The organism is Streptomyces chengmaiensis, from assembly GCF_029846775.1.
In the GTDB taxonomy this organism is placed as follows: domain Bacteria; phylum Actinomycetota; class Actinomycetes; order Streptomycetales; family Streptomycetaceae; genus Streptomyces; species Streptomyces chengmaiensis.
This window is the reverse complement of record NZ_JARWBG010000011.1, coordinates 145109-169433: the sequence shown is the minus strand read 5'-3', so window position 1 is coordinate 169433 and position 24325 is coordinate 145109. Positions and strand designations below refer to the sequence as shown.

At 71.2% G+C, this 24325-nt stretch carries 25 protein-coding genes, 4 tRNA genes and 1 pseudogene; 22 read left to right on the top strand and 8 right to left on the bottom strand.

The genetic code is table 11. The features are described 5' to 3' along the window. The 11 genes and pseudogenes from QCN29_RS12595 to QCN29_RS12545 all read left to right on the top strand — a co-directional run. Positions 1–703, top strand: a pseudogene (locus QCN29_RS12595) (hypothetical protein); the annotation flags it as partial. Next, positions 700–1671, top strand: a complete 972-nt coding sequence (locus QCN29_RS12590; protein WP_240135398.1) for a complex I subunit 1/NuoH family protein — start codon at positions 700–702, stop codon at positions 1669–1671. The pseudogene QCN29_RS12595 and the gene QCN29_RS12590, both read left to right, overlap by 4 nt. A gap of 95 nt (positions 1672–1766) precedes the next feature. Then, positions 1767–2276 carry a 4Fe-4S binding protein gene (locus QCN29_RS12585; protein ID WP_279927945.1) on the top strand — a complete coding sequence of 170 codons (510 nt, stop codon included), beginning with the start codon at positions 1767–1769 and terminating at the stop codon, positions 2274–2276. Continuing rightward, positions 2273–2860 (top strand): NADH-quinone oxidoreductase subunit J family protein, encoded by a 588-nt coding sequence (locus QCN29_RS12580; protein ID WP_240135397.1) that lies wholly within the window; start codon positions 2273–2275, stop codon positions 2858–2860. The genes QCN29_RS12585 and QCN29_RS12580 overlap by 4 nt, the downstream gene beginning before the upstream one ends. Then, positions 2860–3234: an NADH-quinone oxidoreductase subunit NuoK gene (gene nuoK, locus QCN29_RS12575; protein WP_279927937.1), complete on the top strand. Its 375-nt coding sequence runs from the start codon at positions 2860–2862 to the stop codon at positions 3232–3234. Before QCN29_RS12580 ends, nuoK begins: the two co-directional genes overlap by 1 nt. After that, positions 3231–5237 carry an NADH-quinone oxidoreductase subunit 5 family protein gene (locus QCN29_RS12570; protein ID WP_279927936.1) on the top strand — a complete coding sequence of 669 codons (2007 nt, stop codon included), beginning with the start codon at positions 3231–3233 and terminating at the stop codon, positions 5235–5237. The genes nuoK and QCN29_RS12570 overlap by 4 nt, the downstream gene beginning before the upstream one ends. A gap of 27 nt (positions 5238–5264) precedes the next feature. Next, positions 5265–6860 (top strand): complex I subunit 4 family protein, encoded by a 1596-nt coding sequence (locus QCN29_RS12565; RefSeq protein WP_279927944.1) that lies wholly within the window; start codon positions 5265–5267, stop codon positions 6858–6860. Further along, a complete protein-coding gene (locus QCN29_RS12560; protein ID WP_279927935.1) occupies positions 6857–8419 on the top strand; it encodes an NADH-quinone oxidoreductase subunit N in 1563 nt (520 codons plus the stop codon). Before QCN29_RS12565 ends, QCN29_RS12560 begins: the two co-directional genes overlap by 4 nt. Before the next feature lie 158 nt (positions 8420–8577). Continuing rightward, positions 8578–9441, top strand: coding sequence for a zinc metalloprotease HtpX (htpX, locus tag QCN29_RS12555; RefSeq protein WP_279927934.1), 864 nt, complete (start codon positions 8578–8580; stop codon positions 9439–9441). Further along, positions 9438–9830 (top strand): YccF domain-containing protein, encoded by a 393-nt coding sequence (locus QCN29_RS12550; RefSeq protein ID WP_240135392.1) that lies wholly within the window; start codon positions 9438–9440, stop codon positions 9828–9830. The genes htpX and QCN29_RS12550 overlap by 4 nt, the downstream gene beginning before the upstream one ends. Before the next feature lie 59 nt (positions 9831–9889). Then, entirely contained in the window at positions 9890–10444 is a 555-nt protein-coding gene (locus tag QCN29_RS12545; RefSeq protein ID WP_279927933.1) for an SMI1/KNR4 family protein, read from the top strand. Positions 10445–10639: 195 nt separating this feature from the next. On the opposite strand, the gene QCN29_RS12540 is transcribed toward QCN29_RS12545, so the two are convergent. Further along, a complete protein-coding gene (locus QCN29_RS12540) occupies positions 10640–11887 on the bottom strand; it encodes an APC family permease (protein WP_279927932.1) in 1248 nt (415 codons plus the stop codon). Between the two features lie 128 nt (positions 11888–12015). On the opposite strand from QCN29_RS12540, the gene QCN29_RS12535 reads away from it, so the two are divergent. Beyond that, entirely contained in the window at positions 12016–12285 is a 270-nt protein-coding gene (locus QCN29_RS12535) for a GlsB/YeaQ/YmgE family stress response membrane protein (protein ID WP_240135389.1), read from the top strand. 24 nt (positions 12286–12309) lie between these two features. On the opposite strand, the gene QCN29_RS12530 is transcribed toward QCN29_RS12535, so the two are convergent. The 3 genes from QCN29_RS12530 to QCN29_RS12520 all read right to left on the bottom strand — a co-directional run bounded on the left by QCN29_RS12530 (position 12310) and on the right by QCN29_RS12520 (position 14130). After that, positions 12310–12975 (bottom strand): alpha-ketoglutarate-dependent dioxygenase AlkB family protein, encoded by a 666-nt coding sequence (locus QCN29_RS12530; RefSeq protein WP_279927931.1) that lies wholly within the window; start codon positions 12973–12975, stop codon positions 12310–12312. Beyond that, positions 12972–13469 carry a methylated-DNA--[protein]-cysteine S-methyltransferase gene (locus tag QCN29_RS12525; RefSeq protein ID WP_279927930.1) on the bottom strand — a complete coding sequence of 166 codons (498 nt, stop codon included), beginning with the start codon at positions 13467–13469 and terminating at the stop codon, positions 12972–12974. Before QCN29_RS12525 ends, QCN29_RS12530 begins: the two co-directional genes overlap by 4 nt. A 172-nt stretch (positions 13470–13641) precedes the next feature. After that, a complete protein-coding gene (locus QCN29_RS12520) occupies positions 13642–14130 on the bottom strand; it encodes a YajQ family cyclic di-GMP-binding protein (RefSeq protein WP_240135386.1) in 489 nt (162 codons plus the stop codon). Positions 14131–14326: 196 nt separating this feature from the next. Here QCN29_RS12520 and QCN29_RS12515 point away from each other — a divergent pair. Beyond that, positions 14327–14408, top strand: a tRNA-Tyr gene (locus tag QCN29_RS12515). Between the two features lie 107 nt (positions 14409–14515). Here QCN29_RS12515 and QCN29_RS12510 read toward each other — a convergent pair. After that, a complete protein-coding gene (locus QCN29_RS12510) occupies positions 14516–15172 on the bottom strand; it encodes an NAD(P)H-binding protein (RefSeq protein ID WP_279927929.1) in 657 nt (218 codons plus the stop codon). Positions 15173–15304: 132 nt separating this feature from the next. Further along, positions 15305–16543: an amidohydrolase family protein gene (locus QCN29_RS12505; RefSeq protein WP_279927928.1), complete on the bottom strand. Its 1239-nt coding sequence runs from the start codon at positions 16541–16543 to the stop codon at positions 15305–15307. A gap of 212 nt (positions 16544–16755) precedes the next feature. Here QCN29_RS12505 and QCN29_RS12500 point away from each other — a divergent pair. From QCN29_RS12500 to QCN29_RS12475, 6 genes are all read left to right on the top strand, one after another. After that, positions 16756–16828, top strand: a tRNA-Thr gene (locus QCN29_RS12500). 48 nt (positions 16829–16876) lie between these two features. After that, positions 16877–16949: transfer RNA gene (locus QCN29_RS12495), tRNA-Met, on the top strand. A 91-nt stretch (positions 16950–17040) separates the two neighbouring features. Continuing rightward, positions 17041–17205 carry a 50S ribosomal protein L33 gene (gene rpmG, locus QCN29_RS12490; protein ID WP_003956487.1) on the top strand — a complete coding sequence of 55 codons (165 nt, stop codon included), beginning with the start codon at positions 17041–17043 and terminating at the stop codon, positions 17203–17205. 88 nt (positions 17206–17293) lie between these two features. Further along, entirely contained in the window at positions 17294–17746 is a 453-nt protein-coding gene (locus QCN29_RS12485) for a MaoC family dehydratase N-terminal domain-containing protein (protein WP_240135376.1), read from the top strand. A 5-nt stretch (positions 17747–17751) separates the two neighbouring features. Continuing rightward, positions 17752–18180: a MaoC family dehydratase gene (locus QCN29_RS12480; RefSeq protein WP_279927927.1), complete on the top strand. Its 429-nt coding sequence runs from the start codon at positions 17752–17754 to the stop codon at positions 18178–18180. A gap of 241 nt (positions 18181–18421) precedes the next feature. Then, the gene (locus tag QCN29_RS12475; RefSeq protein ID WP_279927926.1) at positions 18422–19477 is read left to right on the top strand and encodes a UDP-N-acetylmuramate dehydrogenase; all 1056 of its coding nucleotides are present in this window, start codon (positions 18422–18424) and stop codon (positions 19475–19477) included. Between the two features lie 549 nt (positions 19478–20026). Here the strand turns inward: QCN29_RS12475 and QCN29_RS12470 are convergent. Both QCN29_RS12470 and QCN29_RS12465 read right to left on the bottom strand, forming a co-directional pair. Further along, on the bottom strand, positions 20027–21058 hold the full coding sequence (locus QCN29_RS12470; protein ID WP_279927924.1) for an adenosine deaminase: 1032 nt from the start codon (positions 21056–21058) through the stop codon (positions 20027–20029). Between the two features lie 235 nt (positions 21059–21293). Further along, a complete protein-coding gene (locus tag QCN29_RS12465; protein WP_279927923.1) occupies positions 21294–22520 on the bottom strand; it encodes a pyridoxal phosphate-dependent aminotransferase in 1227 nt (408 codons plus the stop codon). A gap of 228 nt (positions 22521–22748) precedes the next feature. Between QCN29_RS12465 and QCN29_RS12460 the strand changes: the two genes are divergently transcribed. The 3 genes from QCN29_RS12460 (at position 22749) to nusG (ending at position 24176) form a co-directional block, all read left to right on the top strand. Further along, positions 22749–22821 (top strand) — tRNA-Trp (locus tag QCN29_RS12460). 122 nt (positions 22822–22943) lie between these two features. Further along, entirely contained in the window at positions 22944–23231 is a 288-nt protein-coding gene (gene secE, locus QCN29_RS12455; RefSeq protein ID WP_240135371.1) for a preprotein translocase subunit SecE, read from the top strand. Positions 23232–23306: 75 nt separating this feature from the next. Further along, positions 23307–24176 (top strand): transcription termination/antitermination protein NusG, encoded by an 870-nt coding sequence (nusG, locus tag QCN29_RS12450; protein WP_240135370.1) that lies wholly within the window; start codon positions 23307–23309, stop codon positions 24174–24176. The last annotated feature ends 149 nt before the right edge of the window (positions 24177–24325 follow it).

Genomic DNA, 24325 nt, shown 5'->3' with positions numbered 1-24325 from the left:
CTCGGCCGGCCAGACCCCCGACGCTCCGGCAGCGCCGGCGCGCCGCGCCCGCAGCGTGAGCGAGGGCTCGGCCACGCAGCGCGAACCGTCCGCAGCCTCCGCCACCCCTGCCGCCGCGCCCCGGCGGGCGCGCAGCGCCTCGGAAGGCTCCGCCTCCCAGCGCCCGGCGCATGAGCCGCAGCCGGCCGAGCCGCAGCCGGCCGAGGCAGGGGCACCTGAGGCGCAGCCCGCTGAGCCGAGGGCCGCCCGCGATGCGCAGGCGTCCGGGGGCGAGGCTCCAGGCGCCCCGGCTGCCCCGGCCGTGCCCGCGCGCACCCGGAGCTCCGACGCGCCCTGGCACCATGCGCGCCCCGCCTTCGACGAGACATCCGCCGAAGGTCCCGCCTCGGACGAGCCGGACGCCTCGGACGAGCCGGCGGCCGACGCTCCTGACAAGGCCGACGCCCCCGACAAGGCCGAAGCTCCCGACAAGGCACACGCCCCCGACGAGGCCGACGCTCCTGACAAGGCCGAAGCTCCCGACAAGGCACACGCCCCCGACGAGGCAGACGCCCCTGACAAGGCGGCGACCGCCCGGCCCGGGGCCGGCGAGTCCCCCGGGGCGAAGGCGCCCGACACCACTCCTGACCCCCGGCCGACGACCGGGCCCGCCGACGGGTCCGACAGCCGGCCGGACGAGACCGCCGGAGGCGACCCCGCGTGAACGACGCTCTCGACGTCGCCCTCCGGCTGCTCGTCGTCTTCGCCGTGTTCCTGGTGTTCCCCCTGCTCATCGGGCAGACCGAACACAAGGTGATGGCCCATATGCAGGGCCGGGTGGGCCCCATGTACGCCGGCGGCTTCCACGGCTGGGCGCAGCTCGTCGCGGACGGCGTGAAGTTCGCGCAGAAAGAGGACGTGGTCCCGGCGGGCGCCGACCGCCGTATCTTCCAGCTCGCTCCCGCCGTCGCGCTGCTGCCGTATCTCCTCGTGCTTGTCGCGATCCCGATCGGACCCGGCGAGGGAGCGGTCGGCCAGGTCATCGACGCGGGCATCTTCTTCGTCCTCGCAGTGATGGGCGTCGGGGTGCTCGGTTCGCTCATGGCGGGCTGGGCCTCGGCGAACAAGTTCTCCCTTCTCGGCGGTCTGCGCACCGCCGCCCAGCTGCTCGCGTATGAGCTGCCGATGCTGCTCGCCGCCGCCTCCGTGGCCATGGCGGCGGGCACGGTCTCGCTGGTCGGCATCCTGGATGCCTTCGAGTGGTGGTGGCTGCCCTGGCAGATCGTCGGCGCTCTGGTGTTCTTCGTCGCGGGCCTCGCCGAACTCCAGCGCCCGCCGTTCGACATGCCGGTCGCCGACTCCGAGATCATCTTCGGCGCCTACACCGAGTACACCGGGCTGCGTTTCGCGCTCTTCCTCCTCGCCGAGTACGCGGGCATCGTCATCCTGTGCGGACTGACTGCCGTTCTGTTCCTCGGAGGCTGGCACGGCCCGTTCGGAGCCGACGGCCTGGGCTGGGTGTGGACCCTGCTCAAGACCGCCGTGCTCGCTTTCATCGTCATCTGGCTGCGGGTGAGCTATCCGCGGATGCGCGAGGACCAGCTGCAGAAGCTCGCCTGGACGACCCTCGTCCCGCTCGCCCTCGCCCAGATCGCCCTCACCGGCGTCGTGAAGGTGGTGATCCAGTCGTGACCGCTTCCCCCCGGCCGACCCCGTCGGCCCAGCAGCCGCGTTCCCGCATCCCCGGCAGCGGCCTGGCCAAGGGCCTCGCCGTCACCCTCCGCACGATGACGCGGAAGTCCCACACGGCGCACTACCCGGACGCCCAGCCCGCACTGCCGCCCCGTACCCGCGGTGTGATCGGCCTGTTCGAGGAGAACTGCACGGTCTGCATGCTGTGCGCCCGCGAGTGCCCCGACTGGTGCATCTACATCGACTCCCACAAGGAGACCGTCCCCCCGGCGGCCCCCGGCGGCCGCGAGCGCAGCCGCAATGTGCTGGACCGCTTCGCGATCGACTTCGCCCTGTGCATGTACTGCGGCATCTGCATCGAGGTGTGTCCTTTCGACGCGCTGTTCTGGTCGCCGGAGTTCGAGTACGCGGAGACGGACATCCGCGAGCTCACCCATGAGCGCGACAAGCTCCGCGAGTGGATGTGGACGGTGCCCGCGCCGCCCGCCCTCGACCCGAAGGCCGAGGAACCCAAGGAGGTCGCCGCAGCCCGCAAGGCCGCAGAGAAGCTCGCCGCCGCGCAGGAGCAGGCCGGGCGGCCTCCCGCCGAGGGAGGAGACGCATGACGCTTGCCGCCGCGCTGGCCCACGCGCCCGTCGCCGCGACCGGGGAGCAGGGCTTCCTCTCCCCGACCGGCGTCGAGATAGCCTTCCTCCTCGTCGGCCTCGCCACTTTCGGCGCGGCCGTCGTCACGGTCACCTCCAAGCAGCTGGTGCACGCCGCCCTCTGGCTGGTCGTGGCCCTCGGCGGCATCGCCGTCGAGTACCTGCTGCTGACCGCGGAGTTCATCGCCTGGGTACAGGTACTGATCTACGTCGGTTCCGTCGTTGTCCTCCTTCTCTTCGGGCTGATGCTCACCAAGGCCCCCATCGGCCGCTCACCGGACGCCGACTCCGGCAACCGCTGGGCCGCCCTCGCCGTCGCCGTCGCCGCGGCGGCCGCCCTGGTCTGGGTGGTCGTCGACGCGTTCCGCACGACCTGGATCGACCTGGACGGACCGGCCCAAGGGTCCACCAGAGTGTCCGGCGAGATCATCTTCCGGCACTGGGTGCTGCCCTTCGAGGCGCTGTCCGTGCTGCTGCTGGCCGCCCTCGTCGGTGCGATCGTCCTGTCCCGCAGGAACGCCAAGGACCCCGAGGGGAAGCGCTGATGCACCTCGTCTATCCCGCCGTGCTGGCCGTCCTCCTCTTCTGCACCGGGCTGTACGGCGTGCTCGCCCGCCGCAACGCCATCCTCGTGCTGATGTCCGTCGAGCTGATGCTCAACGCCGTCAACCTCAACCTCGTGGCCTTCGACGTCTGGCTCCGCGACACCCTGCACGCGGGCCAGGCGCTGACCCTCTTCACCATCGCCATCGCGGCAGCCGAGATCGGCATCGGCCTGGCGATCGTCCTGATGGTGTACCGCAACCGCGGAACCTCCGACGTCGACAAGCTCCGGGACACGGCCGAGGGCCGAGGCGACAGCCCCGGAACCGGCCCCGCACCCGCCGCTGGGGCGCAGAAGGCCGAGGCCGCCGCGTGACCACGACCACCCTCGCCGTACTCGTCCCCCTCCTTCCCTTCCTCGGCGCCGCGGCCGGACTCCTCCTGGGCAGGACCGCCCCGGGCTTCGTCCGCCCGCTCGCCGTCCTGCCGACCCTCGGCGCGGCCGCGCTCGCCGTCGCCGTCGCCGTCCGCCAGGGCGGCGGCGCCCCGATCGACGCGGCCACCCAGCTCACACCCACCGGCTCGGTCCCCATCGACCTCGCCCTGTACCTCGACGGCTTCGCCGTCCTCGTCGCCGTCCTGGTCGGGGTCGTCGCCACCTGCGTCCAGCTGTACTCCACGGGCTATCTCCGCGACGACCCGCGCTATCCCTCCTACGCGGCGCTGGTGTCCCTGTTCACCTCCGCGATGCTCCTCGTCGTCTACTCGGGCGATCTGATGGTGCTGCTGGTCGGCTGGGAGATCATGGGCATCTGCTCGTACTTCCTGGTCGGCCACTACTGGGAGACGCCCGAGGCCCGCGCCGCCTCCCTCAAGGCCTTCCTCGTCACCAAGCTCGGCGACGTGCCCTTCCTGATCGGCCTGTTCGCGCTGGCCGCCGACGCCGGCACCTTCCGCATCACCGGAGTGCTCGGCGCCGTCGCCACCGGGTCCCTCGACCACCCCACCCTGATCGCGCTGCTGCTCCTCGCGGGGGTGGCCGGCAAGTCGGCGCAGTTCCCGCTGCACACCTGGCTCCCCGACGCGATGGCGGGCCCCACCCCCGTCTCCGCGCTGATCCACGCCGCGACCATGGTCGCCGCCGGCGTCTACTTCATCGCCCGGCTCCTTCCGGTGTTCACCGCCTCCGCCGCGGCCCTCGTCGTCCTCGCCGTGATGGCCGCGGTCACGATGGTCGGCTCGGCGCTCGCAGCCCTCGCCCAGGACGACATCAAGCGCGTCCTCGCCTACTCGACCATCGGCCAGCTCGGCTATATGACCGGCGCCCTGGCCGTGGGCGACCGCGGCGCCGCCGTCTTCCACCTCCTGTCCCACGGAGCCTTCAAGGCCCTGCTCTTCCTCGCCGCCGGCGTCGTCATCCACGCCGCCGGCACCAACTCGCTGGCCGCGATGTCCCGGATGACCGGCCTCGCCAAGCGCGTCCCCGACGCGTACTGGACGATGACCGTCGCCCTCCTCGCGCTCGCCGCCATTCCTCCCTTCGCCGGCTTCTTCTCCAAGGAAGCCGTCCTCGTGGCCGCCGAACACACGGCGTTCGGCGACACCGACCTCGCACCCACCGCCGCGGGCTGGACCGTGCTGGTCGCCGGACTGCTCACCGCACTCCTCACCGCCGCATACGCCACCCGACTGTGGCTGCTCGCCTTCCACGGCAGGGGCGTCCAAGCCCCCGACCACGCAAGGGAGCCCCTCGTCATGAACGGCGTGCTCTGGCTCCTGGCCGTCCCCTCCCTCGGCTTGGGCCTGACCGTCGGCGCGATCGCCGGCTGGTTCGACGGCCACAGCCTCGCCCCGACCGTCACCACCGCCGTACTCGGCACCGGCATCGCCGTGGCCGGCGGACTGATCACCTACGCCGCCTGGCGCTCCCTGCGCTACAAGGCGGCCACCGCCCCCATCCCCATGGACACCGCCACCGCCCACCCCGACGAGTCACCCGCCGCCGCGGAGGCCGAGGCCATCGCCGCCCACACCCCGCTCTACGGCAATGTCGCGGCCGCCGCCGACCCGGCCGACCCCGGCCGGGTCCTCCTCGGCCGGCTGCACCGCCACGCGGCCGTCGGCTTCCACATCGACGCCGTCTACTCCACGCTCTTCGTACGCCCCGTCCGGGCGGCGGCGAAGCTGGTCGCCTTCCTCGACCGTGAGGTCGTCGACACCTATGTGAACGGCTCCGGCACCGGAGCGCGCTGGCTGGGCGCCGCGGTCCGCCGTGCCCAGACCGGCAATGTGCAGACCTATCTGAGCGTGCTGCTCGCCGGCTCCGTCGTCCTGGCGCTCGCCGCCGTCGTCCTGTCCAACGTCAACGCGGGGTCCTGAGCCGTGATCGATATCAGCGAGTCCGTGATGCAGTTCCTTCTCGCGTTCATCGTCGTCGGCCCGCTCCTCGGCGCCGCGGCCGCACTGCTGCCCGCGCCCCCCGGACTGCGCGGCAAGAGCCCGGAGCAGGCCGTCCTGCGCCACGGCGTGACGGTGACCGGCGCGATCCTGGCCGCCGCGCTCGTCCTGGCACTCGGCTTCGACCACGACCAGCCGTCGAGGATGCAGGCCACGACGGACATCAGCTGGATCAGCGCACTCGATGTGCGCATCCACCTCGGCGTCGACGGCATCTCCCTCCCCCTTCTGGTCCTGAGCGCGCTGCTGACCTTCCTCAGCGCGCTGTACAGCTACTTCAAGATGCCCTCGGGCCCGTCCCCGAAGGCCTTCGTCGCACTGCTGCTCGTCCTCGAGTCCGGCACGCTCGCGACCTTCGCCGTCCTCGATCTGCTGCTGTTCTTCCTCGCGTTCGAGATGGTGCTCATCCCGATGTACTTCCTCATCGCCCGCTGGGGCGGCGAGGGCAGGCGGGCCGCCGCCTGGAAGTTCATCCTCTACACACTGCTCGGCTCCGTCGTCATGCTGCTCGGCCTGCTGCTCATCGGGCTGCAGACCGGCACCTTCGACATGGTGGCACTCGCCACTGACAACGGCCGGGGCATGACCGCGTCCGTGCAGGTCATCGCCGTACTCGCCATCGGTCTCGGGCTTGCGGTGAAGACCCCGATGTGGCCGCTGCACACCTGGCTGCCCGACGCGCACACCGCGGCGCCGACCGTCGGCTCCGTACTCCTCGCCGGAGTGCTGCTGAAGATGGGAACGNTCGGCTCCGTACTCCTCGCCGGAGTGCTGCTGAAGATGGGAACGTACGGTTTCGTCCGCATCGTCCTGCCCATCGCCCCCGACGGCATGCAGACCTTCGCCCCCTACCTCGGCGGGTTCGCCGTCGCCGGCATCGTCTACGGCTCCCTCGCCTGCCTCGCCCTGGCCAGGAAGGGCACGGGCGGCGACCTCAAGCGGCTGATCGCCTACTCATCCGTGGGCCACATGGGCTTCGTGCTGCTCGGCATCGCCACCATGACCCCGACCGGAGTCAACGGCGCGCTCTTCGCCAACATCGCCCACGGACTCATCACGGGCCTGCTCTTCTTCCTCGTCGGGGCGCTGAAAGACCGCTACGGCACAGCCGACCTGGACACCCTCGCCGGGGTCGCCGGCGCCGCGCTCTACGGCCGTGCGCCCCGCCTCGGCGGACTGCTCGCCTTCGCCGCCGTCGCCTCCCTCGGCCTGCCAGGCCTGGCCGGCTTCTGGGGCGAGATGCTCGCCATGTTCGGCGCCTTCGAACCCGCCGAAGGCCTCAGCCGCCCCGCGTACCTCACCTTCCTCGCGGTCGCCGGCTTCGGCACCCTGCTCACCGCCGCCTACCTCCTCGTCGTCGTACGCCGGGTGTGCATGGGCGTGCCGCGGCCCGACGCCGAGCCGCTGGCGGACGTCCAGGCGTACGAATTCGCCGCCTGGACCCCGCTCGTCGCCCTCACCGTCCTCGCCGGCCTGTGGCCCGCCGTCCTGCTCGGCCTCACCGACCCGGCCGTGCAGCAGCTCCTCGCAGGAGGCCAGTCGTGACCGCAGCAGCCGACAGCGTCACCAGCCTCGTCCAGTCCGTCGACTGGCTCGCCATCGCGCCGCCGACCATCACGGCCGCCGTCGGACTGCTCGTGCTGGTGGCCGACCTCTTCGTCTCCGAGCGGCGCAGATGGCTCCTGGGAGCCATGGCAGTCACCGGCCTGGCCGCCGCGATCCTCTCCCTCGCGCCACTGCGCGCGGGAGACCGCGAGACCTTCTGCCTCACCGCGGCCGCCGACGCCTGCAGCTACACCGCCGACCACTTCGCGCTGGCCATCCAGTTCCTCGTCCTCGGCGGCGCGCTGCTGACCGCGCTGCTCTCGCTGCACGAGACACGCGACAGGCTGCCGGCGGGCGAGTTCTGGTTCCTGCTGCTCTCCTCCGCGGCCGGCGCGGCCCTGCTGCCCGCCTCCCGTGACCTCGCCACCCTGGTCGTGGCCCTGGAAGTCGCCTCCCTGCCCGCCTTCGCCCTCGTCGGCCTCAAGCGCGGCGACCGGCTCTCCAGCGAGTCGGCGCTGAAGTTCTTCCTGTCCTCGGTGACCGCGACCGCCGTGACGCTGCTCGGCGTCAGCTTTGTGTACGCGGCGACCGGCTCGCTCCATCTGACGCAGATCGCCGTCGAACTGGACGACGTCCCCGGACAGCTCGGCACCCTCGCCAAGGCGGGCATCGCCCTCACGCTCGTCGGCTTCGCCTTCAAGACGGCCGCCGTGCCCTTCCACTTCTGGGTGCCCGACACCTATGTGGGCGCGCCGCTGCCCGTCGCCGCCTACCTCTCGGTCGTCGGAAAGGCCGTCGGCTTCTCCGGCCTCATCCTGGTGACCGTCATCGCCTTCCCCGCCTACGCCGACGTCTGGGGCCCGGCGATGGCGGTGCTCGCCGCGCTCACCATGACCGCGGGCAATGTCGCCGCGCTGCGGCAGCGGGCCGACCGCTCCTTCAGCGCCGTGAGACTGCTGGCCTGGTCCTCGGTCGGACAGGCCGGGTACCTCCTGGTGCCCATCGCGGCCGCCGCCTACACCAGCGACGTCCAGATCGGCGCCACCGTCGCCTACGCCCTGATGTACGCGGTGGTGAACCTCGGCGCCTTCGCTGTCGCCGCACTCGTGGCCCGCACGCACCCGCTCAACCGGATCTCCGACTACCGGGGGCTGTACGCCGCCCGCCCGCTGACCGCCCTGGCAATGGGCTTCTTCCTGCTCTGCCTGGCCGGACTGCCCCCGGGGATCATCGGCCTCTTCGCCAAGGTGACCGTCTTCTCCTCGGCCGTCGACGCGGGCCTGGGCTGGCTGGCCGTCGTCATGGGCGTCAATGTGGTGATCGCCCTCTACTACTACCTCCAGTGGACCGCCGTCCTCTTCCGCGGAGCGGAAGAGCCGGAGGCCGCCGGGGGAGCGGAAGTGGAAGCAGCGGGAGCGGAGGCCGGCGGCGCCGCCGTAGGGGCGGCCGCTGTGCCGGCGCCTCTCACGGTCGCCCTCGCGCTGACCGCCGCAGGCGGCGTCATCCTGTCCGGCTACCCCCAGCTTGTGCTGCGGTTCGCCGCGGACACCCTCTTCTAGCACGCGGCGGACCGCCACCCGATCGGCCCAGCCCGGGTGCCGAGATGCAAGGGAACCAGTGCCCCTCGCCTGGCGTTGACCAGAACAGAAGGGTCCACTGATGAGTGGAGCACCACCACGCGAAGGGTTCCCCTGCCGCACCACCTGGAGGGCGTACCGTGCACCGCCGGCACAATGGGCTGAAGACCGCCGTCCTCCTCGGGGGGATGTCGGCGCTCATCCTCCTCATCGGCAGCTTCTTCGGCCGCACGGGGCTGATCGTCGCCCTCGTGGTGGCGCTCGGCACCAACGCGTACGCCTACTGGAACAGCGACAAGCTGGCGCTGCGCGCCATGCGTGCCCGGCCCGTCAGCGAGTTCGAAGCCCCCGCGCTCTACCGGCTGGTGCGCGAGCTCTCGACCGCGGCCCGCCAGCCCATGCCCCGCCTCTATATCTCCCCGACGCAGGCCCCCAACGCCTTCGCCACCGGGCGCAACCCCCGCAACGCGGCCGTCTGCTGCACCGAGGGCATCCTGCGGATCCTCGACGAGCGTGAGCTGCGCGGGGTCATCGGCCATGAGCTGAGCCATGTCTACAACCGCGACATCCTGATCTCCTCCGTCGCCGGCGCCCTCGCCACGGTGGTGATGTTCCTGGCCAACTTCGCCTGGCTGATCCCCATCGGCCGCTCGGACGACGACGAGGGGCCGGGACTGATCGGCATACTGCTGATAATGATTCTGGGTCCGCTGGCGGCCTCCGTGATCCAACTCGCCGTCAGCCGCTCGCGGGAGTACGAGGCCGATGCCTCGGGCGCCCAGCTGACCGGCGACCCGCTTGCGCTGGCCAGCGCGCTGCGCAAACTGGAGGCAGGCGCCAAGCAGCTTCCGCTGCCGCCCGAGCCCCGGCTGGAGACCGCCAGCCATCTGATGATCGCCAACCCGTTCCGGCCCGGACAGGGGCTCTCACGCATGTTCTCGACGCATCCGCCGATGGCGGAGCGCATCACCCGACTCGAGCAGATGGCAGGTCGTCGCCCATGAAGACAATCCTGAACGTCATCTGGCTGGTCCTGAGCGGCTTCTGGCTGTTCCTGGGTTACCTCGCCGCCGGGATCATCCTCTGCATCACGATCATCGGCATCCCCTTCGGCCTGGCCGCATTCCGCATCGGCGTCCACACCTTGTGGCCGTTCGGCTATATGGTCGTCGACCGGAGCGATGCGGGCGCGCCCTCCTGCATCGGAAATGTGCTCTGGCTGGTCCTCGCCGGCTGGTGGCTGGCCCTCGGCCATATCGTCACCGGGCTGCTGCTGTGCCTGACGATCATCGGAATCCCGCTGGGCATCGCCAACTTCAAGCTGCTGCCGGTCTCGCTCATGCCGTTCGGCAAGGAAATCGTGCCCACGGACCAGCCTTTCGCGACCCGTTAGCCGACCGCGCCTCGCGTGCCCGGTGCTCGATTGTCAGTGCCGTGGTCCACCATGAACACATGACCGAGACCGAGCAGTTGCTCAACCGGGCCGCCGCGGCCGCGCGCACCTCCGACTGGCAGCACGAGTACCCGCTCCCGCCGCTCGCGGACCCCTCCGCCGTGGCGGACGCGGAAGCCGCGCTGGGCTTCGCTCTGCCGTCGGCGCTGACCGCCCTCCATATGCGCATAGCGGACGGCGGGTTCGGCCCCGGATACGGTCTGCTGCCGCTCGAATCGATCGCCGCACGGTATGCCTCGCAGCGCGAGGCGGCGCTCAAGGAGCCGGACTGGCCCTGGCCCGAGGGCGTGGTGCCGGTCGTCGACTGGGGATGCGGCATGCTCGCCTGCGTCGACTGCCGCAGTCAGGAGGCCATGGTCCTGCTCTTCGAGCCGAACGCCGGCGAGGCCGACCACGCCTGGTATGTCGACGCCCCGAGCTTCGCCGAGTGGCTCACGGCCTGGCTCGACGGCACGGCCTGGCACAGCGAAGAGGGCGGGGAGACGGAGCAGGACGCGGACGCGGAGAGCGACGACGGCCTCAAACCGTGGGAGGAGTTCCGCTCCCGCATATGACCTGCGGCCGCCGGGCCGCTCCCGTCATGGCCGCTTCCGTCGGGGCTGTTCCCGTCGGGGCCGCTCCGTCCAGCTGTTCCCGTCAGGGTCGCTCCCGTCCGGCTGTTCTCGTCCGGCGTACCGGCAGCCGGTGTCCGGCTGTGGCCTCGGCGGGCTGCGCCGCCTCCGGTGCCCGGCTGCGGGCGCCTCGGACGGTCACCGGTCAGTAGCGCGGCGGGACCGCAGGGCATACAGCGCCGCGCCCGCCGCCACCACCGCGGCGCCGGCGGCCACGGAGGCGGGCGGAAGCGCGAACGCCAGCACCAGACAGCCGACCAGCCCGAACGCCGCCGTCGTCCGCACCGGCCGGGAACCCAGCGTCCACGCCGACACATTGGCGATCGCGTAGTACGCCAGCACTCCGAAGGAGGAGAAGCCGATCGCCCCGCGCAGGTCCGCCGTCGCCGCCGCCACGGCGACGACGGCCCCCACGGCCAACTCCGCCCGGTGCGGCACCTGAAAGCGCGGGTGCACGGCGGCCAGCGGACGCGGAAGATGCCCGTCCCGCGCCATGGCCAGCGTCGTCCGCGAGACGCCGAGGATCAGAGCCAGCAACGATCCCAGCGCGGCCACGGCGGCCCCCGTCCGCACCACGGGCGTCATCCACCCGGCGTCGGCGGCGCGCACCGCCTCCACCAGCGGCGCCGCGGCCCGCCCGAGATCCCCGGCGCCCAGCACGGAAAGGACCGCGACGGCGACCGCCGCGTAGACCGCCAACGCGATGCCCAGCGCCAGCGGCACGGCGCGCGGAATGGTACGGGCCGGATCCCGTACCTCCTCGCCCAGTGTGGCGATCCGGGCGTACCCCGCGAAGGCGAAGAACAACAGCCCCGCCGCCTGCAGCACACCGCCGGCCGAGGCGTCCGCCCCGACGTCCAGCCGGTCGAAGTCCACCGCACCGGAAGCCGACCCCGACCCCAGGGAGACCGTCACGACCGCAGCGAGAACCGCCAGCACCACCGCCACGATCACCCGAGTCAGCCCCGCCGACTTCTGAACGCCCCCGTAGTTCACGGCAGTCAGCGCGACCACGGCCGCGACTGCCACCGCATGCGCCTGCCCGGGCCACACATAGTCGCCCACCGTCAGAGCCATGGCAGCACACGACGCCGTCTTGCCGACGATGAACGCCCACCCCGCCAGATATCCCCAGAAGGGGCCCAGCCGCTCCCGTCCGTACACATAGGTGCCGCCCGACGCCGGATAGCGGGCGGCCAGCCGTGCCGAGGACATCGCATTGCAGTACGCGACGGCGGCCGCCACCCCCAGCCCGAGCAGCAGCCCGGAACCGGCGGACCGGGCAGCCGGCCCCAGCGCGGCGAAGATGCCTGCGCCGACCATCGACCCCAGCCCGATCACGACCGCGTCGAAGACCCCGAGCGAGCGGCGCAGTTCCTGACTCATGGGACGCACCATACTGATCACCGCAACCGCCGACGTCTGCCCCTGCGTCTTGCAGGGCAGCCGCGGCAACCACGGCAACACCGCACCGCGGAAACACCGCAACACACCATGAAAGGCAGGTTCACGGCATGAGCATCATCAGCTGGATCGTCCTGGGGCTGCTCGCCGGGGCCATAGCCAAGTTCCTGCTCCCGGGCCGCGACCCGGGCGGGCTGATCGGGACCACTCTCATCGGAGTGGCCGGAGCGTTCATCGGCGGCTGGATCTCGGCGCGCTTTCTGGACCGGCCGATCGCCAACGAGTTCTACGACGGCGCGACCTGGGCGGCGGCCATCGGCGGCTCGCTCGTCCTGCTGATCGGCTACCGTCTCCTGTTCGGCCACTCACGCTCGAGGTGACGTCGGCGGCTCCACGGCGACGGCTCAGGACAGCCCGGTCTCCCGCAGTGTGATGTTCAGCCGCCCGGAGCTCATCCCCGACTCCAGGTCGGCCGTCCCCGAAAGCACCCTCGGCACGCCGTGGTACGCGAAGCGGGACGGGCCGCCGAAGACGAAGAGGTCGCCGGAGGCCAGCTCCACATCCGTGTAAGGCCGTCCCCGGGTCTCGGTGTTGCCGAAGCGGAAGACACAGGAGTCGCCGATGCTCAGCGAGACGACCGGAGCACCGGAGCGCTCCTCCTTGTCCTGATGCATCCCCATGCGAGCCGACCCGTCATAGAAATTGATCAGCGCGACGTCGGGGGAGTAGGCCGCCGGCGGACACGGTCCTTCCTCCCCGTAGGCGGCGGACAGGGCCTCCCGCCCCAGCCGGACCAGCCAGTCGGGGAAGTCCGCGACGCGCGCGCCGTTCACGTCGTCGGCGGTGCGCACATAGCGATACGGCAGCCAGTGCCAGCCCACGCACACCGTCTGCACCGACATCACGCCCCCGCCGGGGAGCACCGTGTGCCGGATCGGCGCCGGGCCGCGGGCCCAGACCCGGCAGGCCTCGACCAGCTCACGCCGACGGGCCGGGGCGAGCCACCCCGGTACATGCACCGCCCCCGGGGCGACGACCGCCCGCTCCCGGGGGAAGAGCGCCCCGCTCATACGGCGAGCGCGCCCTCGAGCGTCAGCAGCCGCTGCTTGCGTTCCAGTCCGGCCGCGTATCCCCGCAGCGCCCCGTCCGCTCCGACCACCCGGTGGCACGGCCGCACCACCAGGAGGGGATTGCGCCCGATCGCCGTGCCCACCGCCCGCACGCCCGCGCCCGACGCCCCCACACGGTCGGCGACCTCGCCATAGGTGACGGTCTGGCCGTAGGGGATCCCGTCCAGCACCTGCCATACCCGCCGCTGGAAGTCCGTTCCGCCGCACGCGTACGCGATGTCGAAACGGGTCAGCGTTCCCTCGAAGTACGCCCGCAGCTGGGCGGCGATCTCCTCGAAGGCGCTCGGCGCACACCGCCAGCCGTCCTGGACGGCCACGGCGCCCTTCTGCCCCGGCAGGGAGAGCGACGCCAGCGCCGTACGACCGTCCGCCGTCTCCTCGCCGACCAGCAGCATCTCGCCCAGCGGGCCGTCCACCCACGCGTAGACCGTCATGGCCGTCACCTTCCCCGTCACCCTTCCCGTCGAGGCCCGTCTCGGGCGAGGCCAGGCCCCGCCCCCTGCTCCTCTCCGAGTCTGCGCCCTGCGAGGGTCCACAGGCTGGCGGGTTTTCGACGTCGAGCCTGCCCGCCCAGCGGGGGCAGGCCTGGACGCCGGCCCGCACGGCTCAGCGGTAGTTCACGAACTGCAGCGCGAAGTCAAAGTCCTGCTGCTTCAGCAGCGCGATCACGGTCTGCAGATCGTCGCGGCTCTTGGAGGTGACCCGCAGCTCATCGCCCTGCACCTGCGCCTTGACGCCCTTCGGGCCCTCGTCACGGATGATCTTCGCGACCTTCTTGGCGTTCTCCTGGGAGATGCCCTCCTTGATCGAGGCGAACAGCTTGTGCTCCTTGCCGGACAGTTGCGGCTCGCCGGTGTCCAGCGCCTTCAGCGAGATGCCGCGCTTGACCAGCTTGGACTGGAAGATGTCCAGGATGGCCTTGACCCGCTCCTCGCCGCTCGCCTGCATCAGGATCTTCTCGCCGGACCACGAGATCGAGGCGTTGGTGCCCTTGAAGTCGTAGCGCTGAGAGATCTCCTTCGACGCCTGGTTGAGCGCGTTGTCGACCTCCTGCCGCTCGACCTTCGAGACGATGTCGAAACTGGAGTCGGCCATGTCCTGTGGCTCCTTGTATAGGGGTGCGTGGAGACGCCGCCGGAAAGCCCCGGCCGGCTGCGGCCCAGCCTAGCCACCCGGACCCACGCGGACCGCTGATCAATCCGGTGGCGAAGCACCCCTGTGCATCGGGTATCGTTTACGTCGTTGCCAGGGGGCACCGCCCACAGCGGGGTCTCTCTCGGCGACATCCCATGGCGGTGTGCCCGAGTGGCCAATGGGAGCGGACTGTAAATCCGTCGGCTTAGCCTACCCAGGTTCGAATCCTGGCGCCGCCACGCCAAAGAACGGCCCCTGTTATCGGCATCTCTGCTGATAACAGGGGCCGTTCTGCTGTGATCTACACTCCCAGCATGTACTTCTCCCGGTAGCCCACGGGCTTGTGTCAGTTGCCGGCGATGTCCTTCACGGCGACCGGCACCGGGACCGAACCGCTGATCAGTTCCAGGGTCAGACCCGCGGTGGCCGGGGTCTCCAGCAGCTCTGCGAGGACCGCCGCCACATCGTCGCGGGGGACCGGGGCACGGCCCGTGGAGGCCTTCAGCTCTACGAGGCCGGTGCCGGCGTCGTTGGTCAGGATGCCGGGGCGCAGGACCGTCCAGTCGAGTCCGGACCGGGAGCGCACAGCGTCGTCCGCGGCGCCCTTCGCCCGCAGATAGGCGTCGAACTCGCCGTCCCCCTCGCGCTGTGCGTCGGCGGCCATCGCCGAGATGATCAGATAGCGGCGGACGCCTGCCGCTTCCGCGGCGTCCGCGAGGAGGACGGCGGCGGCGCGGTCCACGGTCTCCTTGCGGGCGACCCCGCTCGCGGGTCCCGCGCCAGCGGCGAAGACGGCGGCGTCCGCGCCGCGCAGCACGTCCGCGACGGCGTCGACGGAGGCGGATTCCAGGTCCAGGACGACCGGTTCGGCGCCGACGGCGCGCAGATCGGCGGCCTGCTCGGGTTTGCGGATGATGCCCGCGACCTCATGTCCGCTCTTCGAGAGCAGCCGCTCGAGGCGGAGCGCGATCTGACCGTGTCCTCCAGCGATGACAATGCGCATGGTTACGACCGTACGTCCGCGGCGCGCGCCTCGCTCAGCAGAGCCGCAGGAAGTCTCCGGAAGCAGCAGCAAGCCGCAGGAAGCAGTAGGAAAAGGGTGCTGAAGGGGCGGGGAGCGGTGCGGGGGCGGTGTTCAGGGGGCCGGATCGGGGCGGCCCTGCCGGGGCAGTTCGAGCGCCACGGCGGCGGCCGAGTCGCAGTACTCGCGCACCGCGCTGGTCCTCGCCACGACCCGCCCCCGGTGGACGACGATCCTGCTGTACGCGAGCGAGAGCACACCCGCGATCCGCTCACCGCGCACGGCCAGCAGCTCCGCCGGGAAGCCCGCCTCCACCCGTACCTCGGGCAGCCCCATCGCCTCCCGCGCCGCCCCGGCCGCGGCGGCGTACGCCTCAGGGGCGCGCAGCCCGTTCTGCGACGCCAGCAGATAGGCAGCCTCCAGCGGGTCCCCACGGCCCACAGGGTTCGTCACATCCCGCAGCGCCCCGCTGCCCGCGGCCACCCGCACGCCCGCCGCCCGCAGCAGCCGCACCGGCGGGGTGCCGCGCTGTTCCACCCCCGCGCAGCCGCCCTGCGGCAGACAGACCACCGCGACTCCGGCCGCGGCGAGCTGGTCGGCGGCCCGCGACGCGACTTCCCTGGGCAGCCGCGCCAGCCCCGCGCACGGCCCGATCGTCACTCCGGGCCGCAGCCCGCCGGCCATCGCCGCCAGTCGGGCGAGCCGGGCCGGGTCCTCGCCGTGGGTGTGCAGGTCGACCGGGCAGCCATGCTCGGCGGCGACCTCGAGCACCGCTTCGGTGAACCCCGACGGGTCGGGGTCGGCGTCCGGGCAGCCGCCGACGACCGCGGCGCCCATCTTCACAGAGTCCCGCAGCATCGCCAGCCCGTCCGCGCCCGCGATCCCGGTCAGCAGCCGGGGGACGGCGACGGCGGTCAGTTCGGCGAGTCCGCGCAGTGAGCGCCTGGCCTGCAGAACGGCCTCCATCGGCCCCAGACCCTGTACGTCCCCGATGCGCACGTGTGAGCGCAGCGCCGTCGCACCGTGGCCGAGCTGGAGCAGGGCGGCCTCGGTGGCGCGCCGCTGCACGTCCTCCACGGCGTACGACACCGGGCCCGGGGTGTCGGCGGTGAGGGCCGTGTCGCCGTGGGCGTGCGGTTCCGCGGGGGCGGGCAGCAGCAGGTAGCCGTTCAGGTCCACCCGGGTGCAGCGCGGGGCCGGGGTCAGGCTGCCCGCGGTGCCCACGGCCTCGATGCGTCCGCCGCTGAGCCGTACGTCGACGGTGCGGCCGTCCGTCAGTCGCGCGCCGTACAGCAGCAGCGCTGTGGTGTCCGCGGTGGCGCCGTCGGGGGGCTGCGGCTGACTGTCGGGCATCGCGCTCCTGCGGGGGCGGGCGGGCGTGACCGTCGCGGGAGGCGCAGGATCACGCTGCGTGAGTCGAGCCTAGGGGCGCTCGGGGCGCGCATCGAGGAGGAGCGCAATAGTCGTACCGGTGGAGCCACGAGTGGCCTACGTGGCGGGAGGGGTACAGGGCGGGAATCGGATTTGGGCGAACGGCGACTGACCGTGTAATGTCTTCATCGCTCGCCCCAATAGCTCAGTCGGCAGAGCGTCTCCATGGTAAGGAGAAGGTCTACGGTTCGATTCCGTATTGGGGCTCTGGTGTTGGATCGTCCTCGCCCTCCGGGCGAGGGGATCTTGCATCGCAGCGGTGTAGCTCAGTCGGTAGAGCAAGCGGCTCATAATCGCTGTGTCACCGGTTCAAGTCCGGTCACCGCTACACACAGTAGCCGATTGTGGGGTCGGTCCTCCGATCGGCTACTCTTTTATGCGTTCAATTTCCGACCATCCGTCCGTCAAGGAGCACTCACGTGGCTGCCACCGACGTCCGCCCGAAGATCACGCTGGCCTGCGTGGAGTGCAAGGAGCGGAACTACATCACCAAGAAGAACCGGCGCAACAACCCGGACCGTCTTGAGATGAAGAAGCACTGCCCGCGCTGCAACTCGCACACCGCGCACCGCGAGACGCGCTGATTCCAGGCTCGTACACGAGGCCGCCCCCAGCTGGGGGCGGCCTCGTGTCGTTCCACCCCCAAGCACATACCAGGAGGGAGCCAGCCCTATGGCGCTCGACCAGTCCTTCGTGGGGCGTAGCTATCCGCCCACCGCGCCGTATGAGGTCGGCCGGGAAAAGATCCGCGAGTTCGCCGAGGCCGTGGGCGACGCGAATCCCGCGTACACGGACCGGGAGGCCGCGAAAGCGCTCGGCCACCCCGATGTGATCGCTCCGCCGACTTTCGCTTTCGCGATCACATTCAAAGCGGCGGAGCAGGTCATTCAGGACCCCCAACTGGGCCTGGACTACAGCCGCGTGGTGCACGGCGACCAGAAGTTCGCCTACACCAGGCCGGTACGGGCGGGAGACCGGCTCAGCGTCACCTCGACCATTGAGACGATCAAGTCGCTGGCGGGCAATGACATCCTCGACGTCCGCGGCGAGGTGCATGACGAGAGCGGCGAGCACGTGGTGACGGCCTGGACGAAGCTGGTGGCGCGTGCCGCCGAGGAAGGGTGAGGCGGATGGCCGCGAAGATCGCATTCGACGAGGTCCAGGTCGGCTTCGAACTGCCGGCGCAGACCTTCCCCGTGACACGCGACACGCTGGTCCGCTACGCGGGAGCGTCCGGCGACTTCAACCCGATCCACTGGAATGAGAAGTTCGCCACCGAGGTCGGGCTGCCCGACGTCATCGCCCACGGCATGTTCACCATGGCCGAGGCCGCCCGCGTGGTGACGGACTGGGCGGGGGACCCGGGCGCGGTCGTCGAGTACGGCGTTCGCTTCACCAGGCCGGTCGTCGTGCCGAACGACGACAAGGGTGCGTCGATCGAGGTCAGCGGCAAGGTTGCGGCCCTGCTCGACGACAAGCGGGTACGGGTGGATCTGACCGCCGTCAGCGCTGGACAGAAGGTGCTGGGGATGGCGCGCGCGGTGGTGCGGCTCGCCTGACCGGCGCGCCCCTCACAGAGGCCGGTGTCAGGGGCGGGCGCTCTGGAGCGCTCGCCCCTTGCTGGCGGAGCGCTGCCCCTGACAGGCGCTCTCCCACCGCTGCCTCTGCCGGTGGCAGGCGCTGTCCCACCGCTGCCTCTGCCGGTGGCAGGCGCTTTCACCGCTGCCTCTGCCGGTGACAGGCGCTCTCCCACCGCTGCCTCTGCCGGCGGGCTCCGGACGGGACCGTACCCTTGGGCGGGTGCAGGAGATTCAGGATGCTTCACTCGCGCCCCTCACCACCTTCCGGATCGGCGGGCCGGCCACACGGCTGGTGACCGCCGTCACCGACGACGAGATCGTCGCCGTCGTACGGGAGGCGGACGCCGCCGGCACGCCGCTGCTGATCATCGGCGGGGGCAGCAACCTCGTCATCGGCGACAAGGGGTTCGACGGCACCGCGCTGCGCATCGCCACCAAGGGCTGCACGCTCGACGGGACGACGCTGGAGCTCGCCGCGGGCGAGATCTGGAGCGACGCCGTCGCCCGCACCGTCGAGGCGGGGCTCGCCGGCGTCGAGTGCCTCGCCGGCATCCCCGGGTCGGCCGGCGCCACCCCCATCCAGAACGTCGGCGCGTACGGCCAGGAGGTCTCCGGCGTCATCACCGAGGTCGTCGCATACGACCGCCGGGCCGAGGAGACCGTGGTCGTCCCCAACGCCGACTGCGACTTCTCCTACCGCCACAGCCGATTCAAGGCCGACCCCGGCCGCTATGTGGTGCTGCGCGTCCGCCTCCAGTTGGAGGACGCGGGCGGTCTGTCCGCTCCCCTCCGGTACGCCGAGACCGCCCGCGCCCTCGGCGTCGAACCCGGCGACCGGGTGGCCGTGGCCGACGCCCACGACACCGTGCTGAAGCTGCGGGCCGGCAAGGGGATGGTCCTCGACGCGGACGACCACGACACGTGGTCCGCGGGCTCGTTCTTCACCAACCCGATCCTCACGGACGCCGAGTTCGAGGCGTTTCTCGTCCGGGTACGGGACCGGCTCGGCGCGGATGTCGGGCCGCCCGCGTTTCCGGACGGGGAGGGACGGATCAAGACCTCCGCGGCCTGGCTGATCGACCGCGCGGGCTTCCCCAAGGGGTACGGGGAGGGGCCTGCCCGCATCTCCACCAAGCACACGCTCGCGCTCACCAACCGCGGCGGGGCGACCGCGGAGGACCTGCTGGCGCTTGCGCGGGAGGTGGTGGCGGGGGTGCGGGAGGCGTTCGGGGTGACGCTTGTCAATGAGCCGGTGACGGTGGGCGTGACGCTCTGACCGGCCCGGGTTCCTTTCCCTGACCCCGCCCCTTCCCGAAAACCGGGGCCTCCGCCCCCAGCCCCCCGTATGCGGCGACACGAGGCTGACGCCCCGCCCCCCATACGCGGCGGCTTCGCGCCGCGACTCGGGCCCGCGCTCTGTGCGTGGCGGCTTCGCGCCGCGACTCGGGCCCGCGCTCTGTGCGTGGCGGCTTCGCGCAACGATTCGGCCTCGCGCTCTGTGCGTGGCGGTTTCGCGCGGCCGCGCGGACGCCGTGGCCGATTCGGGCGGCGGTTTGGGCTGTGTCTCGACACGGGCCGTGTGGGCGCGAGTTCGCGCTCCGTCTTGTCTGTGTGTCGCACGGGCGGCTGCTTCCGGCCCGTGCCCTCTCCGCGTGCCGCGCGGGCGGCGGTTTCGCGCGGCGACTCGGCCCCGCCCTCCCCATACGCGGCGGTTTCGCGCGGCGACTCGGGCCCGCGCCATGCGGTTCGCAGGTGGCCGGTTCGCGCCATGGGGCTGCTCAGGGGGACCGAGGCCCGGGGCTCCGGTGAACGTGCCTGCGGTGGGCTATGACGCCAGCCAGGCGTCGATGTCGGCGAGGAGCTTCGTCTTGTTCTCGTCCGGGGCCGCGGAGGCTCGGACCGACTGGCGGGCCAGGTCTGCCAGTTCCTCGTCCGTGAAGGCGTGGTGTCGGCGGGCGATCTCGTACTGGGCTGCCAGGCGGGAGCCGAAGAGCAGGGGGTCGTCCGCGCCCAGGGCCATCGGGACGCCCGCGTCGTACAGGGTGCGCAGCGGGACGTCCTCGGGCTTCTCGTAGACGCCGAGGGCCACGTTGGAGGCGGGGCACACTTCGCAGGTCACTCCGCGGTCGGCCAGCTTGCGCAGCAGGCGCGGGTCCTCGGCTGCGCGGACGCCGTGGCCGATGCGGGCGGCGTGGAGATCGTCCAGGCAGTCCCGTACGGAGGAGGGGCCGGTCAGCTCCCCGCCGTGCGGGGCGGCGAGCAGGCCGCCGGCGCGGGCGATGGCGAAGGCGCGGTCGAAGTCGCGCGCCATGCCGCGGCGCTCGTCGTTGGAGAGACCGAAGCCGATGACGCCGCGGTCCGCGAACCGCACCGCGAGCCGGGCGAGCGTACGGGCGTCCAGCGGGTGCTTCATCCGGTTCGCGGCGATCAGCACCCGCATGCCGAGACCGGTCTCGCGCGAGGCGCTCTCGACCGCGTCCAGGATGATCTCCAGCGCCGGGATCAGGCCACCGAGCATCGGCGCGTAGGAGGTGGGGTCGACCTGGATCTCCAGCCAGCCGGAGCCGTCCCGCACGTCCTCCTGGGCGGCCTCGCGCACCAGCCGCTGGATGTCCTCGGGGGAGCGCAGACACGACCGGGCGATGTCGTACAGCCGCTGGAAGCGGAACCAGCCTCGCTCATCGGTGGCGCGCAGCTTCGGCGGATGGCCGCCGGTGAGGGCGCCGGTGAGGGCGTCGGGCAGATGGACGCCGTACTTGTCGGCGAGCTCCAGCAGCGTCGTGGGCCGCATGGACCCGGTGAAGTGCAGATGCAGATGGGCTTTGGGCAGCAGGCTGACGTCGCGGACCGCCTCCATACACCCTCCGTTACTGGTAGACTCCGCGCTGTGCCGTGAGGTGCCGGGCAGGGCTTGTCCGTGCATGAGGCCGCGCGAGCGGACGAGTGAGAAGCCCCTCCGGGGGAGGAGTCACTGCAGGATCTTGCCGCATAGATCCCGTCTCAGGCAGCCGGTTCACCGAACGGGCGCGTGTCTGAACGCATAAGCGGGCCTCCAGCCGACGGCTGGAGGCCCGCTTGCGTGCAGCGCGTGGTCAGGCCCGGGCCTCCGCCAGCAGCTTCTGCATCCGCGACACGCCCTCGATCAGGTCCTCGTCGCCCAGCGCGTACGACAGCCGCAGATAGCCCGGCGTGCCGAACGCCTCACCCGGCACCACCGCGACCTCGGCCTCCTCCAGGATCAGCGCCGCCAGCTCGACCGTGGTCTGCGGGCGCTTGCCGCGGATCTCCCTGCCCAGCAGCCCCTTGACCGACGGGTAGGCGTAGAACGCGCCCTCCGGCTCCGGGCACACCACGCCGTCGATCTCGTTGAGCATCCGCACGATCGTCTGCCGGCGCCGGTCGAAGGCGGCGCGCATCTCCGCGACCGCGTCCAGGCTGCCCGACACGGCCGCCAGCGCCGCGACCTGGGCGACGTTCGACACGTTCGAGGTGGCGTGCGACTGGAGGTTGGTCGCGGCCTTCACCACGTCCTTCGGGCCGATGACCCACCCGACGCGCCAGCCGGTCATGGCGTACGTCTTGGCGACGCCGTTCACGACGATGCACTTGTCGCGCAGCTCGGGCACCAGGGCGGGCAGCGAGGTGAACTCCGCGTCGCCGTACACCAGGTGCTCGTAGATCTCGTCTGTGAGGACCCACAGGCCGTGCTCGTGGGCCCAGCGGCCGATCGCCTCGGCGTCCTCGCGGCTGTAGACCGCGCCGGTCGGGTTCGACGGGGAGACGAAGAGCACGACCTTCGTCCGCTCCGTGCGCGCCGCCTCGAGCTGCTCGACCGAGACCCGGTAGCCCGTCGTCTCGTCCGCGACCACCTCGACCGGCACGCCGCCCGCGAGCCGGATCGACTCCGGGTACGTCGTCCAGTACGGCGCGGGGACGATCACCTCGTCGCCCGGGTCGAGGATCGCGGCGAAGGCCTCGTAGATCGCCTGCTTGCCGCCGTTGGTCACCAGGATCTGGGCGGGGTCGACCTCGTAGCCGGAGTCGCGCAGCGTCTTCTCGGCGATGGCCTTCTTCAGCTCCGGCAGCCCGCCGGCCGGGGTGTAGCGGTGGTACTTGGGGTTGCGGCAGGCCTCGATCGCGGCCTCGACGATGTAGTCGGGAGTCGGGAAGTCGGGTTCACCGGCGCCGAAGCCGATCACCGGGCGCCCGGCGGCCTTGAGGGCCTTGGCCTTGGCGTCGACGGCAAGGGTCGCGGACTCGGAGATCGCGCCGACGCGCGCGGAGACCCGGCGCTCGGTCGGAGGGGTTGCAGCGCTCATGGAGGCCATCGTTCCAGACGGCCTACTCACCCGACACACAGGTTTCGCGGAGCGGACGCAACAGGCCGCCATCCGGTCATGCGTGCTCCCGCCGGGGGTGGACGCGCGGTGCGGCGGCGGCCCCCGGCGGTATCTGTTCGACGTCAGGCCTGGGAGCACGTACACTCACTCCTCGTTGGCCCTCGCCGGACGGCTCCGCGGATGCTGTAGGTTTGGGGGGAACCACAAAGGGTCGTAGCTCAATTGGTAGAGCACTGGTCTCCAAAACCAGCGGTTGGGGGTTCAAGTCCCTCCGGCCCTGCTACACACACCTTTCACCAGGATGTGTGGCGCGCCGCGTGCGCATGTACGTATTTCAGACGCACCGCCGTGCGGCTCCACCGGGCGCGGCACGGCCACGACCCGGGAATCAGGTGAGAGATCGTGACGGACGCCGTAGGCTCCATCGACATGCCTGATGCCGAGGACGAGACTCCGGACTCCAACAAGAAGACCCGCAAGGGCGGGAAGCGCGGAAAGAGGGGCCCGCTGGGCCGGCTCGCGCTGTTCTACCGCCAGATCGTCGCTGAACTGCGCAAGGTCGTCTGGCCTACGCGCAACCAGCTGACGACGTACACCACTGTGGTGATTATTTTCGTCGTCATCATGATCAGCCTGGTGACCGTGATTGACTATGGCTTCTCGGAAGCAGTCAAGTACGTCTTCGGCTGATCCGCGGAGGGCGCCTGACCCGGCGCCCGTTTTCGCATGTTCCACCCCATCTGTATCCAGGAAGAAGCAGCCACCGTGTCTGACCCGAACCTGAACGACCGCAGCGAGTCGATCGAGTCCGCCGAGGACCAGCTCGACATCGTTGAGGCGGCGGACGCTGTGGAGCCGGACCAGGCGGAAGCCGCCGAGGAAGCAGCCGGCGAGCCCGCCGAGCAGGCGGCCGTGCACACCGAGGGGGACGCCGAGGCGGAGGCCGTCGAGGCCGCCGACGAGGCACAGGCCGAGGAGGCCGCGGAGACCGAGGCGGCGGCGGAGCCCGAAGCTCCCGTCGACCCGATCGCCGCACTGCGCGACGAGCTGCGCGGCCTTCCCGGCGAGTGGTACGTCATCCACACCTACGCCGGTTACGAGAAGCGCGTGAAGGCCAACCTGGAGCAGCGCGCCGTCTCGCTGAACGTCGAGGACTTCATCTACCAGGCCGAGGTCCCCGAGGAAGAGATCGTCCAGATCAAGAACGGCGAGCGGAAGAACGTCCGGCAGAACAAGCTGCCCGGCTATGTGCTCGTCCGGATGGATCTGACGAACGAGTCCTGGGGCGTCGTCCGCAACACGCCCGGCGTCACCGGCTTCGTCGGCAACGCCTACGACCCGTACCCGCTGACCCTGGACGAGATCGTCAAGATGCTCGCCCCGGAGGCCGAGGAGAAGGCCGCCCGCGAGGCCGCGGAGGCGGAGGGCAAGCCGGCTCCGGCCCGCAAGGTCGAGGTCCAGGTGCTGGACTTTGAGGTCGGCGACTCGGTCACCGTCACCGACGGCCCGTTCGCCACGCTCCAGGCCACCATCAACGAGATCAACGCCGACTCGAAGAAGGTCAAGGGCCTTGTCGAGATCTTCGGTCGCGAGACCCCGGTCGAGCTGAGCTTCGACCAGATTCAGAAGAACTGACACAGCGCGCGCTGCTGACGTTCTGCTGAGCAATGCGTCCGGGCAGGTCAGTGCGGCTCTCGCGGCCGTGCTGACCTGCCCGGTTTTTGGCCGTGCAGCCATACCCGTTATCGTTGTGCGGTATGCCTCCATCCGGATGATCGGGTGGA